Genomic DNA, 22,464 nt, shown 5'->3' with positions numbered 1-22,464 from the left:
CCTTATGCTTCTTTATTCAATTTAGATTCAGGGAATTCATATGCCGTTTCTCTCAAAATAAGGCTAAATACAACAAAGGCTAGCAGTGACAGGAAAACAGGCACTGTTACTGTGTGAACACCAAACAAATCACCATAGGCTTCATTATAGAAATGGATGCCGACATAAGAAACAATACCAGTTATCATCGATGCGATGGCGCCAGATTTATTTGCACGCTTCCAATATAGTCCCAGTACAATCGGCCATATGAACGCTGCTTCCAATCCGCCAAACGCAAATAGATTCAAGAATATGAGCAGTTCAGGCGGGTCGATGGATAACAGAAAGGCAATAACTCCGATAACAGCTGTGACGCCCATACTGACCTTTTTGACGTGTTTAAAAGACGCTTCAGGTTTAAAATAATTAATATAAACATCTTTAACGATGGATGAACTAACAAGCAGTAATAGCGAGTCAACCGTTGACATCATCGCGGCCAATGGTGCTGCCAGTACAATCCCTGCCAGCCATGAAGGTAGAACATCCAAAGCGATTAATGGTATGACCTGATCTGCAACCTCGATCCCCGGCAGTACGGGTCTGGCAAAGACACCAATCAAGTGCATATTGAGCATAATGAAACCAACTACCACTGTGCCTATCATAATGGCACGGTGCATTGATTTAGCATTTCTGTATGACATTGCCCGGACTGTAACCTGTGGCAAAGCGATGACGCCGACGCCAACAAGTATCCAGTAAGACGAAATGTAAGCGGCCGACAGCTGCCCGTCCTGGCCATATGGTGTGACAAAATTAGGATTTTCGGCAACCAATTCAGAGAAGATATTGGACAAACCGCCACCCGCCATAATAACGGCGATCAACAGCACGAATGTTCCCAAAAACATCACAATCCCCTGTACTGTATCAGTAATCGCAACAGCCCTGAAACCGCCAATGGTGACATAGATTAAAACGGACAGCGTAAAGATAAACAGGGCTGCTGTATATGACAAGCCAGTTAACGATTGAATTAAGTATGCACCGCCAACCCACTGTGCAGCCATTGCGGAGAACAAAAAGATAATGATACTTAGTGCCGACAATAAAACGACAGGCGTACTTTTATATCTTTCCTTCAAAAAATCAATAAGGGTAACTGCATTATAGCGTCGTGTCACAATTGCAAACTTCTTGCCGAGAACAAGCAGTACAAAATAGCCAGTAGCCACCTGGGTCATTGCCAAGAGTACCCAGCCGAAACCAATTGAGTACGCAGCTCCAGGACCACCCAGAAAACTTGATGCACTGCCGTATGTAGCAACCATTGTCATAGCAAGAACCATCCCGCCGAATTCACGGCTTCCTAAAAAATAGTCACCCAGGAAGGATTTTGATGAATTCATCTTCCGGTTGGACCAGATCCCTATCATAAAAATGATTAAGAGAAATATTAATAATGGTGTAACAACGCCCCAATTCATGCCGACTCCTCCTCTTCATCATCGACTTCATCGTCTAATGGAACCTCTTTCAATACAAATTTAACAACAATGAATACTAAGGCCACCATAACAAGGTATCCGACTATACAACTCCAGAAGAACCAAGCCGGGAAACCTAATACATATGTGTATTCTTCAGGAGGCTTAGAACCCAAACCATAAGCAAAACCGAACCACCATAGAATATTGATGGCAGCAAGAACACAGCCTACTACAGCTTCACGGTTTGCTACCTTCAACCGCCAATAATCATTAAAATGGTTGTCCTTCATGTTTCTCACCTTCCTTATATAGGTTATTTCATACGAACCGCGTTAACGCTTACATAAAATTTAGTGAATTAAACATACCTAGTTACCTATAAAATTTGCAAATTTCAATAATTCATAGTATATTGAATTTAGAATGTATTACATCATACGTATGATGTAATAGTATTATGTTTATTTACTTTAGCAAATTCTGAATGCTTTGTAAACAATAGATTACAGAAAATTAAATAAAAACTCGAGGGGTTGGTGTTATGGAATTATCAATTGGAAATATTAATTTAAGCCGCACTATTTCATCTGAAATTGTAAATATGATTAAAGATAACCTTCTCAATGGAAAATTAAAACCCGGTGATAAATTACCTACAGAAAAAGAATTAATGGAACAAATAGGAGTCAGTAGAACACCCGTTAGAGAAGCAATAAAGATATTAGAAGCTATTGGTGTTATACAAATAAAACGAGGTGAGGGGATGTTTATAACAAATAACTTATCGCATTTCACCTTAAATCCTTTGATCTTCAGTTTGATAATGCACAGAAATAACATGGAAGAATTGATTAAATTCAGGCAACATTTCGAGGTACTGCTCATGAATATGATTATCACCAAGGAAGACAGAGATATTAGTTACATAGAGAAAGTCTATCAATCACAAGTTGAAAGAATGAAACCGGAATTAAGTCCTGAAGAACTTGCCGAAATTGATTTGGAATTCCATTATGCAGTACTGGAAGCAACTAATAATCCTTTTGTTATTGAAATCGGAAAAACAATTTATGAAATAATAAAGCCAAAAATGATACACTTTAAAAACTCTAAAAACATTAAACGTACATTAACCACACATAAATTCTATCTGGACTTAATAAAGGGAAACCTTGAATTTAATTCAAGTGATATCGTTCAAGACATGATCAAAAATAATGAAGAAATGGTGAATGAATAGAAGAGAAGGAATAGTCCCTGTTCCCTCTCTACTTATCAAATTTCTCAGAATAAATAACTACAAGACGCAGGACAGCCTCAGATGGGAAATGTCTGACGAGTCATTGGAGGTTGTCCTTAAGGCGAATTTCGAATCCGTCTCTATTGATATCTAACCCTTCAAAAAGTCACGGAATACAAATATAAAAACAAAAAGTACATGGGGTACTACTAAAATTATTATGTGCAGTTGGTTACTTATTCAATTTGAGCATTTAAGGCTCCGCAATGTACGCCATATAATAAACTATTTTACCAACATCTATTATAACTGTTCCTGCTTAAATCAGAATAACTGGTCACCCCATGTAACGAGGTTGCCTTCTTTATTGCTCTTACAACAGCCTCTCCCATTACATTTGCAGCTAAGAGTCCGACTAAATCAAGGTCACATTCAACTTCTCCTGTTGCTAGTGCAAAAATTGTGTCCCCATCTACCATAGTATGAGACGGACGCATTGTTCTCGCAAAGCCATCATGAGCCATGGAGGCAAGTTTATTAGCCTCGGCTTTATTGAATTTTGCATTGGAAACAACTACTCCAATCGTCGTATTTTCCTGATTTTTAATTTGCTGATTTTCAAATTCTTTAATCATAAATTCCTCAGTGTTTACAAAGTGTCCGTCTTTCGTGAATGCACCAGCGATGATTTCGCCGGTCTGCGGGTTAATGACATCTCCAAAGCAATTCACAGCAACCATAGCACCGACCATTAATTCCCCCACTTGAATACAATAGGTACCTAAACCACCTTTCATAGCTCTTTCCATTCCTAAGACTTTTCCAACTGTTGCTCCCGTACCTGCACCAATAGTACCTTCTTTACAATAATCTTCAGCAGCATTTTTACACGCTTGTAGCCCCATTTTTTTATCCGGCCTTGCTTTGTAATCCCCTAAACCTAAATCGAACAGTATTGCCCCTGGTACGATTGGAACTTTAGTTACACCGACATCAAATCCTGAGTTATGGTCTTCCAAATATTCCATAATGCCTGCCGCAGCATCTAGCCCAAAAGCGCTTCCTCCGGACAGTAGGATTCCGTGTGCCTTATCAACTCTATTTACAGGAGAGAGAAGCGCTGTTTCACGAGTTCCTGGCGAACCCCCTTCTACATCGACGCCAGCTACTGCTCCCTCTTCACATAAAATAACAGTACTGCCCGTAGCTCCATTATAATCTTGTTCATGTCCCACTTTTATGCCTTCAATATCAGTAAGCTTCCTTTGTAACAAAAAATCCCTCCATTATTTAATTTATAGTCAATGAAAAAATGTGACTAACATTTAAAGGAGTATGCTCTATAAAAAAGTTTATGATTAGGATTTATTAGCTAGAAGGAGGCGGCGTATCACCGGACTGAACAGCAGACAGCGGGCGACTATAATGACATATAGCTCCCGAATGTGCATCCCTCCTTGGTCATTCACAGACACACGTAAAAAACCACTTTCCATACGTTAATGGAAAGTGGTTTTATCATCTCTGTCAACAAAGCATATATCGAAGTTCAACCTGCCACATCTCTACGCCGGCTTTAACCGTCTCAAGTTCAAAGGATACTAGAGTCAGCCACAAGGGAGGGATAACGTATTACCCCATTAAAAACATTTATAGCTGATTAAGTCTATCATCATAGCGTTTCTGTTCTAAGCTTTCGCATATCTATGCGGATCAAGATGTCCAATCGAATGCCTAGTCTCCCCTTCCACAATAAGATCTGCTGCAACTTTTCCGATTACAGGAGACATTTTAAAACCATGGCCAGAAAAACCGCTTATGAGAAATGTGTTATCCATTTCAGGTAATCGACCTACCATGGAATGGTCATCTTCCGTATAGGCATCCATATAAACGCTGGCTCGAACCGGATTCGGCACTAGCCCCGGGAGAAGCTGTTCTACTGCCTCGCCAACCTCTATAAGTTCCTCACTGCTCACATCACGGTTAAGATTATCAGGTTTTAAAACTGCTTCTGGATTTTTGGTATTTGACGCCTTTACCATTGTTCCATCAAGGGTAGGTGTCCCTGTCAGCCGGTAACCCTTTCGCATGCGAGCAAAGATTGGAAACTTATCAGGCTCAAATTCTTCGACATTCTTTGGAGCAAACCATGTAAGCACTAGACGTCTGGCAATTAATTGCTTCCTTAATTGCGGTAATAATTTCCCAGTCCAGGCACCCGTTGTTATTAAAACCTTGCCCACTTGATACGCTAAACCGTTTGCAATAATTTTAACTCCATTTTTGTCAGGATAAATACCTTCTACTGTTGTATAACGTTTAATTTTTGCTCCCAGAGATTCCGCTTTCTCGACAGCTGAAACTACTGCTAATTCAGGTCGCAGAAATCCTGCATTTTTATCTAAAACCATAATATCTTCAGGAAACAGCCGATGTTGCGGAAAACGTTCCGATGCTTCTTTTCCCTGAAGTATTTCATGGTCCAATTCAAATTCATCTATACTGTTTAATAAGCTTTTCATAACATCAGTATTTGGATCCCCTATTGTGAGACCACCATTCAGTGTTAAAAGTTTTCTATTTGTTTCATACTCGAGCTGTTCCCAAAGTTTTCTAGCTTCAAGCAACAACGGTACATATTCCTTTCCCTCCATGTAGGCTGTTCGAAATAAGCGTGATTCCCCTCCAGCAGCGGTTCTATCGTTACCGATTCCATATTGTTCAAAACCCAAAACAGATATACCTCTTTTTGCTAACTGCCACGTTGCCATGCTTCCCATCGTACCAACACCTATAACTGCCACATCAGCATTCATATATTCCACCTCACAATATCGTTTTATAAACATTTGATATATTCCGAAAATTATGCGCCTACTTCTCCCTCTCCGGAGCCACCTACACCGCTTTGATTATTAAACACAAAGTTAAATAACACAAAACCAATGAGCGACCCTAATATGCCAAAGGCTGCATACGGAATCGCCGTATCGATTATTTGAGCTATGGCAGCACTCGCAATACCTAGAACAATACTTCCGATTGCACCTTTGTTAGTAAGTTTCTTTGATTTTCTCAGAAGAAAACCAGCAAAAATCGGTACCAATAATCCGGATGCGGAATAGGCATATGTGGCAACTAACCAATCCAAGGCTCTCGGATAGACCAGAGCTAATAAAACAGCAAGTGTTACAACAACCACTGACATCATTCTTGAAAGTCTTAATAACTTTCCATCTGATACGTCTGGATTAATATACGATTGATAAATATCCTTGGTAATATTAACAACCACTGATTGAATCGCACTACTTACCGTTGACATGATAGTTGCAATGATAAATGCCGAATAGAGCCCTAAAAACCAGATTGGTATTTGAGTTAAAAACCAGCCTGAGGCTAATTCTTCATTTTCCAGCCCAGGATTCATGGAGAATATGGATATCCCCATAAATGAAGCCCAAATACCACTAATAACCCCTACGACAGCTGCGATGATAAAACCTCTTTTGGCAATACTGGCACTTTTGGCAGCATATATGCGTTGGTAGGACATTTGATTGGTCAATGCACCCGGGAAAATCGATAATACCCATAGCAGTATTGTAAGACCACCTACAGCTCCCAAACCTTCAGGGAAACCCGTCATGGATTCGGGCACTTTCCTTGTGATTTCGCCCCATCCTCCACTAAGATTTAAAGCATAAAATCCGCTAACTATAGACATAATCAGCATCATACAACCAAACAAAAAATCGGTCCAGGCAACTGAAGTTAAGCCTCCGGGCAGAACAAAGAATAAGCTTACGACAGCAAATACTATAAGCAGTACTGCAAATGGGATGCCGGAAATCTCAGAAAAAAGGTTCCCAAAAGCCACTAACTGGGTACATAACCAGCCAAAAGGCACGACAATCGCCATAATGGTTACCGTACTGATTAATATTTTGTGCTCACCATACAATTTCCTAAAGATATCTGGCATCGTTGAGAATTTTTGCTTTTTAAGCCATCCCGCTAACAAAACCAACATCACAATACCAGTCGAATAAAGTAAGTTATACGTGATGGCGGACCAGCCCGCACTATAACCAATTCCGATATGAGCCACCAGGACTCCGCCACCCATGCCAGTTGCAAACTGACTTCCTGCCACAACATATACCGGCAAAGAACGACCGCCAACTATCCAGTTTTCACTGTCATTTCGTCTTCTGCCCACCCAGAAGGCAAACGCAGAAGCGGCTGATAATACAATAATTGAACAAATAACAATTGTTAACGTAGGATCCATTCTACCCCTCCAATTTTTAAATTTTTTCACCTCAACCCCGCTTTTGCGTCAATTCTATGCTGATAGTTGGAATTGAGAAAACGAACCACCAACTCACAGGAAAATGACGTTTATACCATCAATCACATCCTTTATTACTGAAAATGTTATATAGCTACCCTATTGACTGAATGGTATTAAAGCGTTTTAAACTGTATCTTTCCAAATCAATAGAGGTTTCACCATCCACCAATAATTCAGTCATTAATGTCCCAACTAACGGGGATAACGTAATGCCACTATGCATAGCAGCGATATAGCCATTTTCAATACCCGGAATTTCCCCTAAGATTGGAAATCCGTCTTCTGGCATCACGCGGATCCCCGAGAAGCACCTCACAACGTTTGCCTTTTCCAAAGCGGGGACAAAATCAATCGCCATCCTGGCTGTATCCTGAATAATATCCAGCGTCGATCGGCGATCATACCCGACTTCTTCCTTAGAATATCCAACCAAAACCTCACCATTGTCTGCCTGACGCATACCGCCAATTGTATGTGTCAACAAAGGGCTCAAAGGTTCCGTTACAATAATTTGTCCGCGTACTTGTTTAATCGGTACGTCTACCCCTAAAAGCTTACCCATGCTTTTAGACCATGGCCCGCCAGCCAAAACCAGCTGATTTGAAAAATACTCGCCATCCTGGGTGGTTACTTTAAACATCCCATTCTCTTTAGAGATATCAATAACCTGATTATAAAAAGAGAATTCTGCCCCGTTTTTTCGGGCTGCTCTGACATATAATTCAATCAGGCGAAAAGGGTTAACATTGCCGTCTATGTTGCTATACGTTGCCCCAGCAATGTTGTGCGAAAGTGCCGGCTCTTTTTCAAGTACTTCATCCCGGCTTAAGACTTCGACTTTGATACCGACTTCTGCCTGCTTTTCAGCAAGTCTTAACGCATTCTCCCTGTCGGATTCGGAAAAGAACGGCGCAATGCCACCCGTTCGTTTATATTCAACATCACCTATTTTTCTTTCTAAAAAAGGATAAAGCTCCGCACTGTACATGTTTAATTCACCATACCAAGCTGGCGTTTTATTATGGACCCACACCCATGCCTGCGTCGATCCAGAAGTGCCTGATAATGGGAAGTCCTTATCAATTGTCAGTATTTCCTTGCTTTTACTTTCCGAAAGGTGATAGGCAATACTACTTCCCACTACTCCGCTTCCAATTACAATCACATCATAGCTCTTCTTCATGATCAGTTTCACCTTCCTCTGCTGATTCCCCAAAAACTGATGCGACGGATGATGCCTTATTGCTGGCCAAAGCACTCATTCGGGTAACGCCTAAAGGTACACGCATCCGGGGAGGCTTGATGTCCTTTAATGACTGGCCAGTCTTCTCACTGATAATTTTACGTACAAGATTCATACAAAACTTGGCCTGACAAGGACCCATACCACATCTGGTCAGTCGTTTAATATCATTAAACGTATGAGCTCCCATATTAATGGCTGATTCGATCTCATCTATATTAATTTCTTCGCAACGACAAACAATTGTTGACTTATCCATTGATTAACCTCCCATTTAAAGAATCTACTAAGGGTGGCAATTGAGCATCCTTTTCATTATGAAGCTCATTGATAACATCTAGACGGGCTTCCAATACGGAATTGTATTCTATACGGTAAAGCTCGTTCCATAAGTATTCTTTTTCCTCTTTAATTTGTACAGTACTTGCAGCATTTAATGATTCCACTGCACTTATTGCTGCAATCTCCCCAGTGAGTAATATACCACCCATATTTGTGATACCAGCTGCATTGCCCGCAACATAAATTGAAGGGTTTGTCGTCTCAAAATTACCGTAATATTCGGGTAGCCACCCTCCTAGCCGTTCCCGATAAATTAGATCACAGTTCATGACTTCAAAGGGCTCAAGAATGGGGGTTATACCTTTCGCAACACAAATCAAATCAACATCATAAAGGGCGTTATTGCCATTATGATTAACATAAGCCTCTTCCACTTTGCCCTTACCTATTGCACTTTCTATTACACCATTTAATACGATTGGGATCTCTGCATTGCTTATCCTTGCAATGAGTTTTTCATTTTGGCAAAGCAATTCACTTCTGTTTTCGACAATCCCTTTAATCGCAATACCGCAATCATGTAATTGAGCGGCAACCTCTAATGCAAATTCATTGGATCCTAAAATAAGCGCCTGTTTCCCGGGCAGTACACGCTCACGATTGATTAATATTTGTGCGGCGCCAGCTGTCATAACCCCTGGTAAAGTCCATCCCGGAAATATATCAGGCTCTTCCATAGCCCCTGTTGTGATTAAAACGTTTTTAGCATCAATTGGGAGGATATCCTTTTCATTCGTGACACCCACACTCCCATCACTATAAGCACCAATCAACGTATGCTTTTCCAATATGGTGACATCCAACGGTTTCAATCGGTCTATTAAAAAATCTGCAAGCTTGTAGCCTCTTAGCTTGGCAAAATGTTGTGGCAAATGATCATAAGATTGCGTTTGCTGCCTCAATTGCCCGCCAAGTGAAAACCACTTGTCGACAATGATTGTTTTCAACCCGTACGATGCAGCTTTATAGGCAGCATTCAATCCGGCAGGTCCACCGCCAACGATTAATAAATCAGTTCTCATTCTTTCCCCTCCTGACGTCTGGATCCGATAGATTCGAATAGACTTCCATTCCTTCTTCCACAAGCGTGGAACAGCTAAGAACATGATCAAGTCCATCGACCGTCAAAAAGCAGCTGTAACATCTTCCACTAGCACAGAACAGCCCTCTGGATTGATGCAATTTCCGGCTTACCCCGAACTTTTTAATTCCATTGGCCATCAAAGCCGCTGCAATCGACTGCCCAACTTTTGCTTTTAAAGGTTCATCGTTAAAAAAGAACTTTATTTCCTTCCTTTCATCCTTTTTTAAAACTGGATGATGGGTTATGTGCATCGAATCGCCCCTTCATAAAATATAATGTTATAACTTTTTTGAAATAACGATGGTATGTCCCGCTCATTTGCTACTAATCGATTTGCCAAGGAATCGATCCCTCTTCACAGTATACGGTGTCGCCTTCGCAAGCGACTTTCGCTCCGCCAGACTGCCCGTTGAGATGGACATCCCCTGGTTTAACATCATCACGTCTGACAAATAAGCATCATTTTCTCAATATTATAATGTTATAAGATTATAATATTAACTTTATTATTTAGCTAAGACTTCTTCATAATGTTAAAGCTGTACTTCGAGATAATACTTTGCCTGGTTTTCTTTTAATATAAATTTTGAATACTCAATGATATCTTGCTGTTTGGAATTGGTATAACGTTCGAGTACAAATAACTGCTCACCTTTTGGAACGTTCAACAATTCTTTTTCGTACTCGTAAGCCAATGCGGTTGAAAAATAGATTTTTGCTTTGTCCAGTTCGACTCCATACTTCTTAGTAAAAATATTATAAAGCAGGTTATCATCAATATCCTCAACCGATAATTCAGGAAAAGTAATGCTCGGTACAAACGAATATTCGATGACTGCAGGGCTGCCATCTTCAATTTTTAAACGGATGATTTTATAAACCTGATCTGAAGGTTTTATATCGAGATGCTTAGCAAGCTTGGACCCCGCGCTTACTTTTTTAAAGCTCAGTAATTTGTGAGGATGTTTAGCTGATTCTTCCCTTTCATTATGGAGTGATACCATTTTTGAAATATCCTGCTCTTCTTTTTTAATGACAAACGTCCCTTTGCCACTTTGCCGATGTAAATAGCCATCATGGACAAGCTCATGTATCGCTCTTTTTATGGTAATGGTACTAACATTGAATTGCTCAGCTAATTCTCTCTCCGCAGCTAATCGATAGCCTGCCTCCCATTTACCCGAATCAATTTTTTCCTGTAAATATGCCTTAATCTGATTATACAAGGGTGTCGTTAAGCTTTTGTCAATTTTCATCTTCTTCTCCTTTTGTTAATTCAATTGTTATTAATTAAAATTCAAATTATCTGTAATTTCTTGAAATTATAGGGTGTTTGCTGGCTGAAGTCAATATAATTCCAAAAAAATTATGGACTTTTTCGAATAATCAGCTAAACTTTTACATTTTTAGTGAAGTAGATTTACTCTGTTGGTTCATACCGTTCTACATGAGTTACCATCCCAAGATCCTTCGAACAGACTGGATTGGAAGTTTCGGTGTTGATTAGCAGGGGGCCCACGGCATGATCACTTGATCCGCATAGAAGGCCCTTTTAATTAACCTGCCAGCAACAGTTGTTGACTTCACATTCTTCATCTATAATTCGATATGCTTTTTAATAGATTTAAAGCTTTAATAAAGCACTAAATAAGCCCTATGAAGCGTACCTTGCTTTTCAACCAGGAATTTCATCACTATTCTCTATATCATCTCCCGGCTCTTTTCCAAGAATAAGATATTCAAGCCGTTCTCTCGGTATTTTTCTGAATTCTGGTCCTTTAACGAGATAAAATGTAATACCCAAGCCAATCCAAATTAATAAAGCTATTAAAGAAGCTGCTCCCATAAATGCAGGTGAGTTTGGAATCAGCAATAAGCATAAAAACACAAATCCAATCAGCGCACCGGCTATACTTAAGCTTTTCTTGAAAGGAGCTGTTACGGAAGGCATATGTTTGTTCTTATGAATGGCCAGTGACTTATCCGACCATTTAAACAACTTAAACGCAACAACACAGGTATAAATATAAGCGATTGTTACCCCAACTGATGACATATCAACAATCCATGTCAGTACTTGCCTTCCAAACCACGGTGAAATTAAACAAACCACACAAGTGAAGATAATGCCTGCATAAGGTGTATTATATTTCGGATGCAGCTTTGTAAAAACCTGTGGTATGATTTGGGCACGCGCCATTGCAAATAACAGCCGGCTGCTCGATACAAAAAAACCATTTAATCCGGTGAATACACCCATCGATAAAGCGAGTGCCAATATTAATATGCCGATGTTTCCGAACAAGCCGGACATAGCATCGCCTGTTCCCCATTGCGGCTGTGAACTGGTCAGCTGCTGCCATGGCATGTACAGCGCGGTTGCAGTAATCATAACCATGTACAGTATCCCCGCACATATCAGTGAAAAAATAATCAGCATAAACGCTTTTTTTGGTGAGAAATTAAATTCCTCTGCCGCCTGGGGAATGTTATCAAATCCAACGAATGCCCATGGTGCTATTGCAACAATAAGAATAATACTTGAAATAGCAGATACTTCCGGATTAAAAACCGGCTGCAGATTCTCAAAAGAGGTAACAGGACTTAGAATGGCGCCTGCTCCCATAAATAAAACTCCACAGATCATAAAAATCACGAATATAAATTGTAATCTTCCCGATAATGTCGCCCCGCGTATATTCATATAGGCAAACAAAATTAAAGCAGCACTGGCAATCAACACTTCCACAAAGTAAACATCCCATCCTGCCAGACTATACATAAATCCTTGTTCCGCCACCGAGGGAAAAACATATCTGACCATTAGCGCTAACGCTGATGCATTCAATGCTACAATACACATATAACCTAAAACCAAAAACCAACCGGCCACATAAGCATGGTTACGATTGAACCCTAGGAAGGCGTAAGCAAACTCACCACCAGAAACCGGGTATTTTTCAATCAGAAAACCATAGCTGACCGCAATGACCATCATCAGTGCAGCACCAATCCCGAACCCGATAATCGCTCCCAATGGTCCAGAACCACTCATCCAGACTGAAGGCTGAACGAACGCACCCCACCCAATAGCCGAACCAAGGGCGATTGCCCAAACCCAATGTGGCTTCAGCGTTTTTTCCAGCTGTTGTCGTTGTTTCATATTCAGTAAGCCTCCTATAAGTATAACTCGGAAATATTATGATTAACGTACTTCCTGGATGAATCCTAATAGAATAGTCAACATCTGTTGTTTTCCATTTAACCTTTCACCCCCAATGTCAACGCTTACATTATCAGTAATGTCAATATTGCTTTCTTACATGGTAACTGGAACCAAACAATTTAACAATTAATTATGAGAATTTTATATAATCAAAAATCAGAATAATGTTTATTAATAACTTTAATATCTATCTTAGCCAGACTGAGATTCTCAGATTAAAAAAACTCCCTGCCCGGACACCCGAGCAGAGAGCTTCCATACAATTCTATTGACCCCACTCACTATAATCAAGATGCTTATACTTATCCAAATGACGAGTCGGCATCTTCAAAGCATCTTTACGGAACGGCGGCGCCAGCTGTGTGCCATCAACATAAATGTTCAAAACGGCAGGCTTGCGCTGTTTTAGAACGTCTTCAATTGCCGGACCAATGTCTTCCGGTTTATCGATGGTGTAGCCCAATGCGCCCATAGACTTTGCTACCTCAGCGAATTCAGGCGCTTTAATATCGGAACCCACATAGCGGTCATCATAATAATCAACCTGGTTCTTTTTCTCAGCGGCCCATGCCTTATTATTAAACACGCAGGCAATAACCGGGATATTCTGTTCAACGGCTGTACTCACTTCATGCAGGCTCATGCCCCATGCCCCGTCACCGACGATCGCAAATACAGGTGCATCCGGTTCGGCAAGCTGCGCACCGAGGGCAGCCGGATAGGCAAAGCCGGTGTTGCCGAATGTCAGGGCCGCAATATGACGGCGGGTCTGGTTAAATTTCAAATAAGCATTCGCCGTTGACGATACGTTGCCGATATCCGACGATACAATCGCGTTCTCTGGCATTGCTTTCGTCATCTCAAGCAAGGCGCGTCTTGGGTTGATTGGGTCGCCATCTTCCATAGCCGAATCCACCAGCTCCTGCTCCCACTCTTCCTTCCGCTTAGTGACAGCCTGGATCCGTTCGTTATCCTTTTCAGGTGACGGCATAGCCAGTTTCAGCTGACGATAGATCTCATCACTTGCTGCTTTCGCATCGCCAATGATGCCCACTTCAACCGGATGCGTCCGTCCGATCTGGCGCGGATTGATATCGATTTGAATGATTTTGGCATGCGTCGGGAAATAGTCAATATCATAGCACGGCAGCGTTCCGAACTGTGACAGGCGTGTTCCGACAGCCAGAACAACATCGGCTTCCTGCAGTGAATACATGGCTGATTTGGCGCCCATATAACCGATCGGCCCTACCGCCAATGGATGATCGGCCGGGAAGGCGTCATTATGCATATAAGCCGTTGCTCCGGGTGCTGTCAAATGCTCGGCAATTTTCACGACGGAATCAACACCCTCCGCATCTACTGAGCCCCGGCCGGAAATGATCGCCGGATTCTTGGCGTTCTTCAATAGGTCTACCGCTCTTTCAAGCGACGCAGGATCACCAATCCCTCGTTTATCGGCACGGTACTGATGCGGTTCCAGAATCACATCTTCCACTTCACCGTAAAACAGATCACGCGGAATATCGAACAAAACCGGCCCACGCTCGGCATAAGCAATCCGGAATGCCGTCCGAAGTTTATCGGCAACCCGGTTTTTATTGGTTACCTGCACCGTTTCTTTGGTAATGTCTTTAAAAATCGATACCTGATTAGCTTCCTGGAAACCATCCATACCAATTGCGTTTGTGCCAGCAGACGGTGAAATCACAACCAGCGGGCTGTGAGCCTGGTTCGCTGCCGCAACGGACGTAACCATGTTGGTGATCCCCGGTCCATTTTGCCCAACAATAACACCTGCCGTGCCGGAAACACGCTCGTAGGCATCTGCCATGTGACCAGCGCTTTGTTCATGCCGCACCGGGATAAACCGGATGCCCGCTGCTGGGAATAAATCAAGCATATCCATAAAAGCCGAGCCCACAATGCCGTAGACTTCCTTAATGTTTTCCGCCACCAAAGTTTCCACGATAGCTTCACTTGGTGTCATTTTCTGTTTCTGATTAACTGCCTGCTTCCTTTCTTCTGTTTGGTTGACCATAATTTGAAATCCTCCTTAAACGTTAATATGATAATTATTTGCTGGTTCATCAGCCACAAACGCCTCTTTTTTCTCTACAATCGACTGTAATGTTTCCAAAAATAGCTCAGTTGACGATTTCAGCACATGCTCTTTCCGGTGAGCGATGTAAAAATACCGCTTCAATTCCATGTCTGTGATCGAGAAGGCTTTTAATAGCCCTAATTCTTGTTCTTTTTTTATGGCATTTTTCGAAATAAACGACACGCCCAGACCGGATTCCACAACTGCCTTGATCGCCTCTGTACTTCCCAGTTCCATAACAATCTGTAAATCGTCTTTTATCAGCCCGGCATTTTCCAAATAATGATTGACAACTGAGCGTGTCCCCGAACCCTCCTCCCGGAAAACCAGCGGCGACTGCCTGACTTGTTCCATACTGATATACGCATCGTGACCTGAGAAATAATCGGGGGCAGCAATTAAGACAATTTCGTCTTCCAGAAATGGTTCCAGATTAATCTGCTTATCCTCTACCGGTGTTTCAATTAACCCCACATCAATAAATTGGTTTTTAAGCGAGTTAATCACCTGGTGAGAGTTTGCAATTTTCACCTGGATTTGAATCAGTGGATATTCCTCTTTAAATTGCTTGAGAAACTCCGGCAAGATATACTCACCAATCGTTAAGCTGCACCCCATACCTAATTCGCCGTACGTCATGCTTTCCATCTGTGTAATCTCTTTACGGGCAGAATCATTCATCTGCACAATTTCTCGTGCATATTTTAGCAAAATTTTCGCCGATTGGGTCATCTCCACTTTTTTCGTGGTTCGTTCGAAAAGTTTTGTCCCCAGTTCCTCTTCCAATGATTTTATTTGCGATGTGATTGTAGGCTGCGTCACATAGAGCATTTTGGCAGCTTCTGAAAAACTGTTCTTTTCAGCCACAGCAATAAAGGTTTTTAAGCGTTCATAATTCACGTATATAACCTTCCCATCCAGCGAGTTTGTCATAGTCGTAAAAATTACATGCTGTGAATGACTGAGCTGACTGTTTCGATGATAAAATCCAGGTCCTCTTCAGTGCTCGTTAGCGGCGGAGCAATAATCAAAATGTTGTTTCCGCCCGGCACGGTATCGCCATTTTTACCGATCACGAGCCCTTTTTGTTTGCACGCTCCGACAATTTCACCCATTTTAGCTTCTGATAGTGGTTCTTTTGTGGTCTTATTCTCAACCATTTCCAAACCCAGCAAAAAACCTGCCTGCCGGACTTCTCCAACATTCTTGTGATTCATAAGGTCATGCAATTCAATCAGTTTGGAATTACCAAGACTGTTCACCCGGTCTACAATGTTTTCATTCTCAATGATTTCAATATTCTTCAATCCGACCGCACAAGCTGCCGGGTGACCGCCATACGTTGAGACATGACGCAAATGATTGTCTTTGCCTTCCTGTTTGAACGCCTCATATATTTCTGCTTTGACCGATGTGGCACCCAGGGGTAAATAACCACTCGTTAGCCCTTTTGCCATCGTCACAATATCAGGCTGTATTCCGGCTGCATGCTTGAACCCGAACATCTTGCCGGTCCGGCCAAAGCCGGCCACGACCTCATCCATAATCAGGAGCACATTGTATTGTTCGCAAATATCAGCAACACGTTGGATATATTTCATGGACGGGATAATGACACCGCCGCCTGAAATGAACGGCTCCATAATAACTGCCGCTACCGTTTCCTCACCTTCCCACTTAATCATTTCCTCCATTTCATCGGCTGCACGCAAATCTTTTTCTTCCGCACTGCCTGAAAATAGGGAACGATAGCTGTATGGCGGTGCTACATGCAAGAATCCCGGAGCTGACGGATCGTATTTCACCCGGCGGTTTGCCTGGGCAGTTGCACTCATGGCACCCATGGTCGAACCGTGATAGGCACGGTAGCGTGAAATGAATTTATACTTGCCTGGATTGCCTGTTTGCATGTGATACTGCCGGGCAATTTTGAAGGCTGTTTCGTTAGCCTCAGAACCGCTGTTGGAGAAAAAAGTCTGATAGTCAGCTCCCAGCAGTTCACTCAGTTTATCGGCTAATTGAATCGCCGGCTGATGATTCATCGTTAATGGAAAATACGATAGCTGTTTCATCTGCTTAGATGCCGCATCAACAATCTCCTGTCTTCCGTAGCCAAGATTCAGACACCACAAACCAGACACGCCATCAAGATATTCATTGCCTTCTTCGTCTGTAAACCATGACCCCTCCCCGGAAACAGCCACCGTCGATTTTGCATCCGGATTGTATTTATGCATGGCATTCCACAACTTCGATTCCTTTTCAGCTGCTGCTTGATTCACTTCGGCTTCTGCCTTCATTTTTTCCTCCTCCTTTTTGTTAATTTATGATGATACCGGCTTACCTTTCAAAGCGGATTCGAGCGGTTCATACCTCATATCATGTGTTTCAGCAACCGGCTGATTTGTTACAGCACCTTCATGTGTGTTGACACCTTTTGCAAAAGCTGTACTGGTTTTCACGGCCATTTCCAATCCTTTATTGGCCAAGAACACCCCATACTGACTCGTGTTATTAGTCAGTGACGTGGTTGATGTCCGTGCGACAGCACCAGGTATATTGGCCACAGCGTAATGCAGAACACCGTGTTTTTTATAAGTCGGCGTATCATGTGTTGTAACATGATCAATTGTTTCGATTGAACCGCCTTGATCAACCGCGACATCAATAATGACTGAACCTGGCGTCATATCTCTGACCATGTCTTCAGAGACAAGCTGGGGGGCTTTAGCTCCCGGTATTAGCACTGCACCGATTAATAAATCGGCCTCTTTAACTGCTTCTCTAATATTAAGCGGATTGGACATCAATGTATTGACACTGCCATCGAACATGTCATCCAGTTCACGCAGCCGCTTCGTGTTAATATCAAGGATCGTTACATTAGCCCGGAAGCCAAGTGCCATCTTTGCCGCATTTGTACCAACCGAACCGCCACCAACAATGACGATATTGGCTGGTTTCACACCCGGGACTCCACTGAGCAGGACTCCTTTTCCACCTTTATTATTTTCCAAGTATTGAGCGCCAATCTGTACTGACATGCGACCTGCTACTTCGCTCATCGGAGCAAGCAGTGGCAGCGCACCACTATCTTCCTGGATCGTTTCATATGCAATCGACGTTACTTTCTTTTCAGCAAGCTGACGTGTTAACTCCGGTTCTGCCGCCAAGTGCAGGAAGGTGAATAAAATTAATCCCTCACGCAGGAACTCGTATTCTTCCGGCTGAGGTTCCTTCACTTTCATAACCAACTCAGCTCCCCATGCTTCGTTTGCTGTCTGAACAATCTTAGCCCCCGCAGCTTCATATTCAACATCATCGAAACCGCTTCCATTCCCAGCAGCCGCTTCAATCAATACTTCATGACCCGCATCAGTAAACATGGTCACGCCGGAGGGGGTTAGTGCCACACGTTTTTCTTTATTTTTAATTTCTCTGGGTACGCCAACAATCATCTAAAAACCTCCAATCCTCTATAATAACTAGAGCAAATACATAAGGACGTCCGTACCAATTTTGATTTGCTTAAATACAGTATATGGGATTGCGCATGTTAATTTCAATATTTTTAGTGAATTCTGTTATTTTAAATAATAATAAATCTTATTACACATGACTATGAATGGTGGATTGGGGACAAGAAGGGCTTCGGGGCGAGGAACACGTTCATCCGAATTTTCGGGATAGATTAATTTGAAAGTTAAACATATCACTGCGGTAATAAGCCTTTTCAAACTCAACGATACTGCCTTCCTGATCTTTTATGATCCGTTCAGCAGTCAACACGTGAGACATTTGCGGAATATTCAGGTGCGCAGCTTCTTCATCAGGTATAATGCCGATACCGATCATCTGGCTTGCCTCCGCAAACAATATCCCCAGCTCATTCTCTTCAATTTCATAAAGTGTCGTATCGTTTAGGTCATACTTGGCAATCGCTTCACCAATCTCAATAGGATAATAATGACGTTCAACACCGATCGGGGTTTCGTCCGCATAACGGACCCGTTTAATAAAAAAGGCATCACTGAATCCAGTTTTTTCCTGAATATAAGCTTCCGGCGTCATTTTATAGTGGTTAATTAATTTTGCACCCGGTTTCATCCCAATCTGCCTGATCAGTTCCGTCGTACTGGTAAGGTTGCCCAGCCATTGATGGATTGGTTTCAGCGAGACAAAGGTTCCGCTGCCGTGACGTTTCTCCAAAACCCCTTCCCGGACAAGAAGGTTTATTGCCTCACGCACTGTGCTTCGGCTGACATGATAGTATTCCATAAAATTTCGTTCAGTCGGAATTTGGCCGGTAAGTTCGCCTTCTGCAATTTGTTTTTCGACTATTACTTTTAATTGGACATGTAATGGAATTGAACTGTCATAGTTTAATTGCACAAATTATTCCCCTCTTAATGTAGTCAATGGTTTACGTACCTGATTTATTATTCATCCGTACCAATCTTATAGTTAATAAAACGATACCTTAAAATTCCAAATGTTTCAATGCTTTTATTGAATTATATTATAACACTTATTGCAAACAAGAAGAGTTGGTGTCAACCACCAAAGCCTTATAAGGCGCTGATGACGTAAAATAGTTTGTGTAAATTCTTTGAGACAAAAAAAGAGGTAGGGTACCCTCGGAATTGGCTATAAATAGAGAGAGGAGAAACCCTACCATGACTCAAAGTATAACGAATGATGGCTTTATGAATCAACTGGATAGTCTTGTACGTGATTTTGTCAAAGACCAGCTCGAAACGATTTTGGTAGAGGAAAGGGAACAGTTTTTCAACGAAGAACATCCTGAATTGAAGCAAGTAAAAAATGGTTACTACAAACGAACGCTTGATACCAAGCACGGCCATATTGATGATCTTGCTGTGCCCCGCGACCGCCATGGTGAATTTCAAACGGAATTGTTCTCACCTTACCAACGCCGTGATCAATGGGTTGGCGAAACGGTAACGAGAATGTATCAGAAAGGTGTCAGCACGCGTGAAATCGGGCAAATGATTGAGCACATGCTGGGCTCTGCTTATTCGGCAACAACGGTTAGTAACATCACAGACGTTACACTCGAAAATATCGAAACATGGCAGCAGCGCCCACTAAAGAAACGTTATTCAATCCTTTATCTTGACGGGACTTACCTGAAGCTGCGCCGCGATGATGTCGCCAATGAAGTCGTGTACTTGGTCATCGGTGTGTCTGAAGACGGTTACCGCGAGATTCTCGGTTTCTATGTCGGTGGCCAGGAAAGCTCACTCGGCTGGAAAGAAATTCTCCGCGATCTTTACAATCGGGGTGTTGAGGAAGTGTTGCTTGGTGTTTTTGATGGCCTGCCCGGACTTGAAGCAGCGATGAAAGAAATTTATCCAAAGGCTGACGTCCAGCGCTGTGTGGTACATAAAGTTCGTAATGCCATCAACGCCGTTCGTAAAAAGGATCAAACAGCTGTAGCCGAGGATTTAAAGGCTATTTATGAGGCCAGCACGAGTGAAGAAGCCATGAGTCAATTTAAAACTTTTCAAGAGAACTGGCAAGGCAAGCATCCAAAAGTCGTCAAATCATGGGAAGAGGACTTAAATGTGCTTCTGACATTCTTGAAATATCCCTCATCAATCCAGCGCATGATTTATACCACGAATATCATTGAGCGGACGATGAAGGAAATCAAGAAGCGTACAAAAACGATGAACAGCCTTCCCAGTGAAAAGGCAGCAGAAAAGGTGGTATACCTTCAATCAACCGAATATAACCAAAGATGGTCAGAGCGGAAGCTCAGAGGCTTCGCAAGTGCTTATCAAGCGTTACAGGAAATGTTTGAAACGAGATACGGCAAGCACAGCGGATCACAAACGATCGAATTTTCAGATATTATCCCGGGTACCCGGGATAATATCTGAAAATACCAACACCACCTATTCTGAGGAGTATCCTATTTATTTACACAAACTTCTTGACGGTACCAAGGCGCTCTCATAAGATCGTGAAATTATTGGATTAATGCATGAATGTTCCTCTCCCTGTTCGGCTAATAAATACTACCCTCACTTAATCAATGTTCTTTTATTACCTAAAATTAATAGAGTCTTTCCTAATCCCATCCCCAAAGTATCCCTTTTCTTTTTCTTTCTATTTCTGTTATTTTGTAATATATTAGTATTATTTCGTAAATTGTACAGCATAGAAACGCTAGAAAGGAAGAATTAACGTGGCTGAATTATTCACAATTTTAGTTGATATCCTTTTGCCCATATTCATCATCATGGGCATTGGCTATTTCATGCAGAAGAAATTTGAACTAAATTTGCAAACACTGGCGAAATTAAACATCTATTTTCTTGTTCCGGGTTTCATTTTTGTTAAGCTCTACAGCACGGAATTCTCGCCAAGGGTCTTTTCCCTTGTTGTTTTATTTTTCGTGTTACTTGTCCTAATGTTATTCATACTATCCAAAATAATGGTTAAACTGCAAGGGTTTGATAGAGCAAAAGGCACAACATTCTCCAACAGTGTCATCTTTTTTAACTCGGGAAATTACGGGGTTCCGGTCAACGATCTCGTGTTCAAAGGCGATCCGTTTGCCATGTCAATCCAGGTCATCATCCTGACGATGCAAAATATCCTGACATTTACATACGGCATTTTTGCGATGCAATCAGTCAAAATTGGTAAACTAAAAGCATTGCTCGGTTATTTTAAAATGCCCGTTCTGTACGCCATGGTGGCTGGTATTGTCTTAAATATATCAAATATATCGGTTCCACAATTTATATGGACACCGGCCAACTATATTTCCGAGGCGATGATTGCCATTGCACTTATTCTATTGGGGGCTCAAGTTGCGCAAATCAAAATCTCATCGGCTCTTACTTCTGTTTATTTCAGTTTGATGCTCCGGCTTTTGATTGGTCCTGTTCTTTCATTGATTATCATTTACATATTCGGAATTAATGGTGTAGCGGCACAGGCACTCTTAATCGCTTCATCCATGCCCACGTCCGTAAACAGTTCGGTCATCGCCCAAGAATATAATAACTACCCGCAATTTGCTGCACAGATTGTTTTGTTTTCAACATTATTCAGTGCCGTGACCGTTACAGGCGTTATTTATCTTTCGAGAATACTGTTTTAGTCTTTACTCGTTCAGAAGAACGTGATCTAAAAAGTCATTTTTTGAGCGGTTAACATGATGTTCCATATGTTTCCGAGCGGCTTTGGGATCCTGTTCCACGATAGCTTGCAGGATCTCCTTATGCTCCCCTACTGCCTTACCTACCTGAAAGCTAACAAATTCAGGAAACTGATCCTCTTATGTCATCATCCGTCCACCCTCAATATTCCAAAATCTGAAACTCTGTACCAAAACAAATCATCTAATTGATTT

At 41.9% G+C, this 22,464-nt stretch carries 19 protein-coding genes and 1 pseudogene; 3 read left to right on the top strand and 17 right to left on the bottom strand.

Annotation, left to right across the window (positions count from 1 at the left end):
* Nucleotides 1-2 precede the first annotated feature (2 nt).
* Entirely contained in the window at nt 3-1,472 is a 1,470-nt protein-coding gene (gene panF / locus ON01_RS15180; RefSeq protein ID WP_010531929.1) for a sodium/pantothenate symporter, read from the bottom strand.
* Complete coding sequence (locus ON01_RS15175; RefSeq protein ID WP_010531928.1) at nt 1,469-1,765, bottom strand: YhdT family protein; 297 nt, start codon at nt 1,763-1,765, stop codon at nt 1,469-1,471. The genes panF and ON01_RS15175 overlap by 4 nt, the downstream gene beginning before the upstream one ends.
* Nucleotides 1,766-2,016: 251 nt before the next feature.
* Here ON01_RS15175 and ON01_RS15170 point away from each other — a divergent pair, with 251 nt between their 5' ends.
* A complete protein-coding gene (locus ON01_RS15170; protein ID WP_010531927.1) occupies nt 2,017-2,715 on the top strand; it encodes a FadR/GntR family transcriptional regulator in 699 nt (232 codons plus the stop codon).
* Nucleotides 2,716-3,005: 290 nt separating this feature from the next.
* Here the strand turns inward: ON01_RS15170 and ON01_RS15165 are convergent, their stop codons facing one another.
* The 14 genes from ON01_RS15165 to ON01_RS15100 all read right to left on the bottom strand — a co-directional run bounded on the left by ON01_RS15165 (nt 3,006) and on the right by ON01_RS15100 (nt 19,466).
* The gene (locus ON01_RS15165) at nt 3,006-3,989 is read right to left on the bottom strand and encodes a P1 family peptidase (RefSeq protein ID WP_010531926.1); all 984 of its coding nucleotides are present in this window, start codon (nt 3,987-3,989) and stop codon (nt 3,006-3,008) included.
* Nucleotides 3,990-4,403: 414 nt separating this feature from the next.
* A complete protein-coding gene (gene solA, locus ON01_RS15160) occupies nt 4,404-5,534 on the bottom strand; it encodes an N-methyl-L-tryptophan oxidase (protein WP_010531925.1) in 1,131 nt (376 codons plus the stop codon).
* 50 nt (nt 5,535-5,584) lie between these two features.
* Entirely contained in the window at nt 5,585-7,012 is a 1,428-nt protein-coding gene (locus tag ON01_RS15155) for a sodium:solute symporter family protein (protein WP_010531924.1), read from the bottom strand.
* 154 nt (nt 7,013-7,166) lie between these two features.
* Nucleotides 7,167-8,258 carry an NAD(P)/FAD-dependent oxidoreductase gene (locus ON01_RS15150; protein ID WP_010531923.1) on the bottom strand — a complete coding sequence of 364 codons (1,092 nt, stop codon included), beginning with the start codon at nt 8,256-8,258 and terminating at the stop codon, nt 7,167-7,169.
* The gene (locus ON01_RS15145; protein WP_010531922.1) at nt 8,242-8,577 is read right to left on the bottom strand and encodes a (2Fe-2S)-binding protein; all 336 of its coding nucleotides are present in this window, start codon (nt 8,575-8,577) and stop codon (nt 8,242-8,244) included. Before ON01_RS15145 ends, ON01_RS15150 begins: the two co-directional genes overlap by 17 nt.
* On the bottom strand, nt 8,570-9,682 hold the full coding sequence (locus ON01_RS15140) for an NAD(P)/FAD-dependent oxidoreductase (protein ID WP_010531921.1): 1,113 nt from the start codon (nt 9,680-9,682) through the stop codon (nt 8,570-8,572). The genes ON01_RS15145 and ON01_RS15140 overlap by 8 nt, the downstream gene beginning before the upstream one ends.
* Complete coding sequence (locus ON01_RS15135) at nt 9,672-9,995, bottom strand: (2Fe-2S)-binding protein (RefSeq protein ID WP_010531920.1); 324 nt, start codon at nt 9,993-9,995, stop codon at nt 9,672-9,674. The genes ON01_RS15140 and ON01_RS15135 overlap by 11 nt, the downstream gene beginning before the upstream one ends.
* A 282-nt stretch (nt 9,996-10,277) precedes the next feature.
* Complete coding sequence (locus ON01_RS15130) at nt 10,278-11,000, bottom strand: GntR family transcriptional regulator (RefSeq protein WP_010531919.1); 723 nt, start codon at nt 10,998-11,000, stop codon at nt 10,278-10,280.
* A 419-nt stretch (nt 11,001-11,419) separates the two neighbouring features.
* Nucleotides 11,420-12,907: an APC family permease gene (locus tag ON01_RS15125; protein ID WP_010531918.1), complete on the bottom strand. Its 1,488-nt coding sequence runs from the start codon at nt 12,905-12,907 to the stop codon at nt 11,420-11,422.
* A gap of 328 nt (nt 12,908-13,235) precedes the next feature.
* Complete coding sequence (gene xsc / locus ON01_RS15120) at nt 13,236-15,011, bottom strand: sulfoacetaldehyde acetyltransferase (RefSeq protein WP_010531917.1); 1,776 nt, start codon at nt 15,009-15,011, stop codon at nt 13,236-13,238.
* A gap of 15 nt (nt 15,012-15,026) precedes the next feature.
* Nucleotides 15,027-15,974, bottom strand: a complete 948-nt coding sequence (locus tag ON01_RS15115) for a selenium metabolism-associated LysR family transcriptional regulator (protein WP_010531916.1) — start codon at nt 15,972-15,974, stop codon at nt 15,027-15,029.
* Between the two features lie 44 nt (nt 15,975-16,018).
* A complete protein-coding gene (locus ON01_RS15110) occupies nt 16,019-17,374 on the bottom strand; it encodes an aminotransferase (protein ID WP_010531915.1) in 1,356 nt (451 codons plus the stop codon).
* A 24-nt stretch (nt 17,375-17,398) separates the two neighbouring features.
* The gene (gene ald, locus ON01_RS15105; RefSeq protein WP_010531914.1) at nt 17,399-18,532 is read right to left on the bottom strand and encodes an alanine dehydrogenase; all 1,134 of its coding nucleotides are present in this window, start codon (nt 18,530-18,532) and stop codon (nt 17,399-17,401) included.
* 211 nt (nt 18,533-18,743) lie between these two features.
* Entirely contained in the window at nt 18,744-19,466 is a 723-nt protein-coding gene (locus ON01_RS15100; RefSeq protein ID WP_010531913.1) for a GntR family transcriptional regulator, read from the bottom strand.
* A gap of 284 nt (nt 19,467-19,750) precedes the next feature.
* Between ON01_RS15100 and ON01_RS15095 the strand changes: the two genes are divergently transcribed.
* A complete protein-coding gene (locus ON01_RS15095) occupies nt 19,751-20,980 on the top strand; it encodes an IS256 family transposase (RefSeq protein ID WP_010531912.1) in 1,230 nt (409 codons plus the stop codon).
* Nucleotides 20,981-21,288: 308 nt separating this feature from the next.
* The gene (locus ON01_RS15090) at nt 21,289-22,212 is read left to right on the top strand and encodes an AEC family transporter (RefSeq protein ID WP_010531911.1); all 924 of its coding nucleotides are present in this window, start codon (nt 21,289-21,291) and stop codon (nt 22,210-22,212) included.
* Nucleotides 22,213-22,215: 3 nt separating this feature from the next.
* Here the strand turns inward: ON01_RS15090 and ON01_RS20255 are convergent.
* Nucleotides 22,216-22,338: pseudogene (locus ON01_RS20255) on the bottom strand (FadR/GntR family transcriptional regulator); the annotation flags it as partial.
* Nucleotides 22,339-22,464 lie beyond the last annotated feature (126 nt).

Origin of the sequence: Lentibacillus jeotgali (genome assembly GCF_000224785.1) — a bacterium.
GTDB lineage: Bacteria > Bacillota > Bacilli > Bacillales > Amphibacillaceae > Lentibacillus > Lentibacillus jeotgali.
Note: the sequence above shows the minus strand (reverse complement) of the source record. Positions and strands in the feature narration are given on the sequence as shown.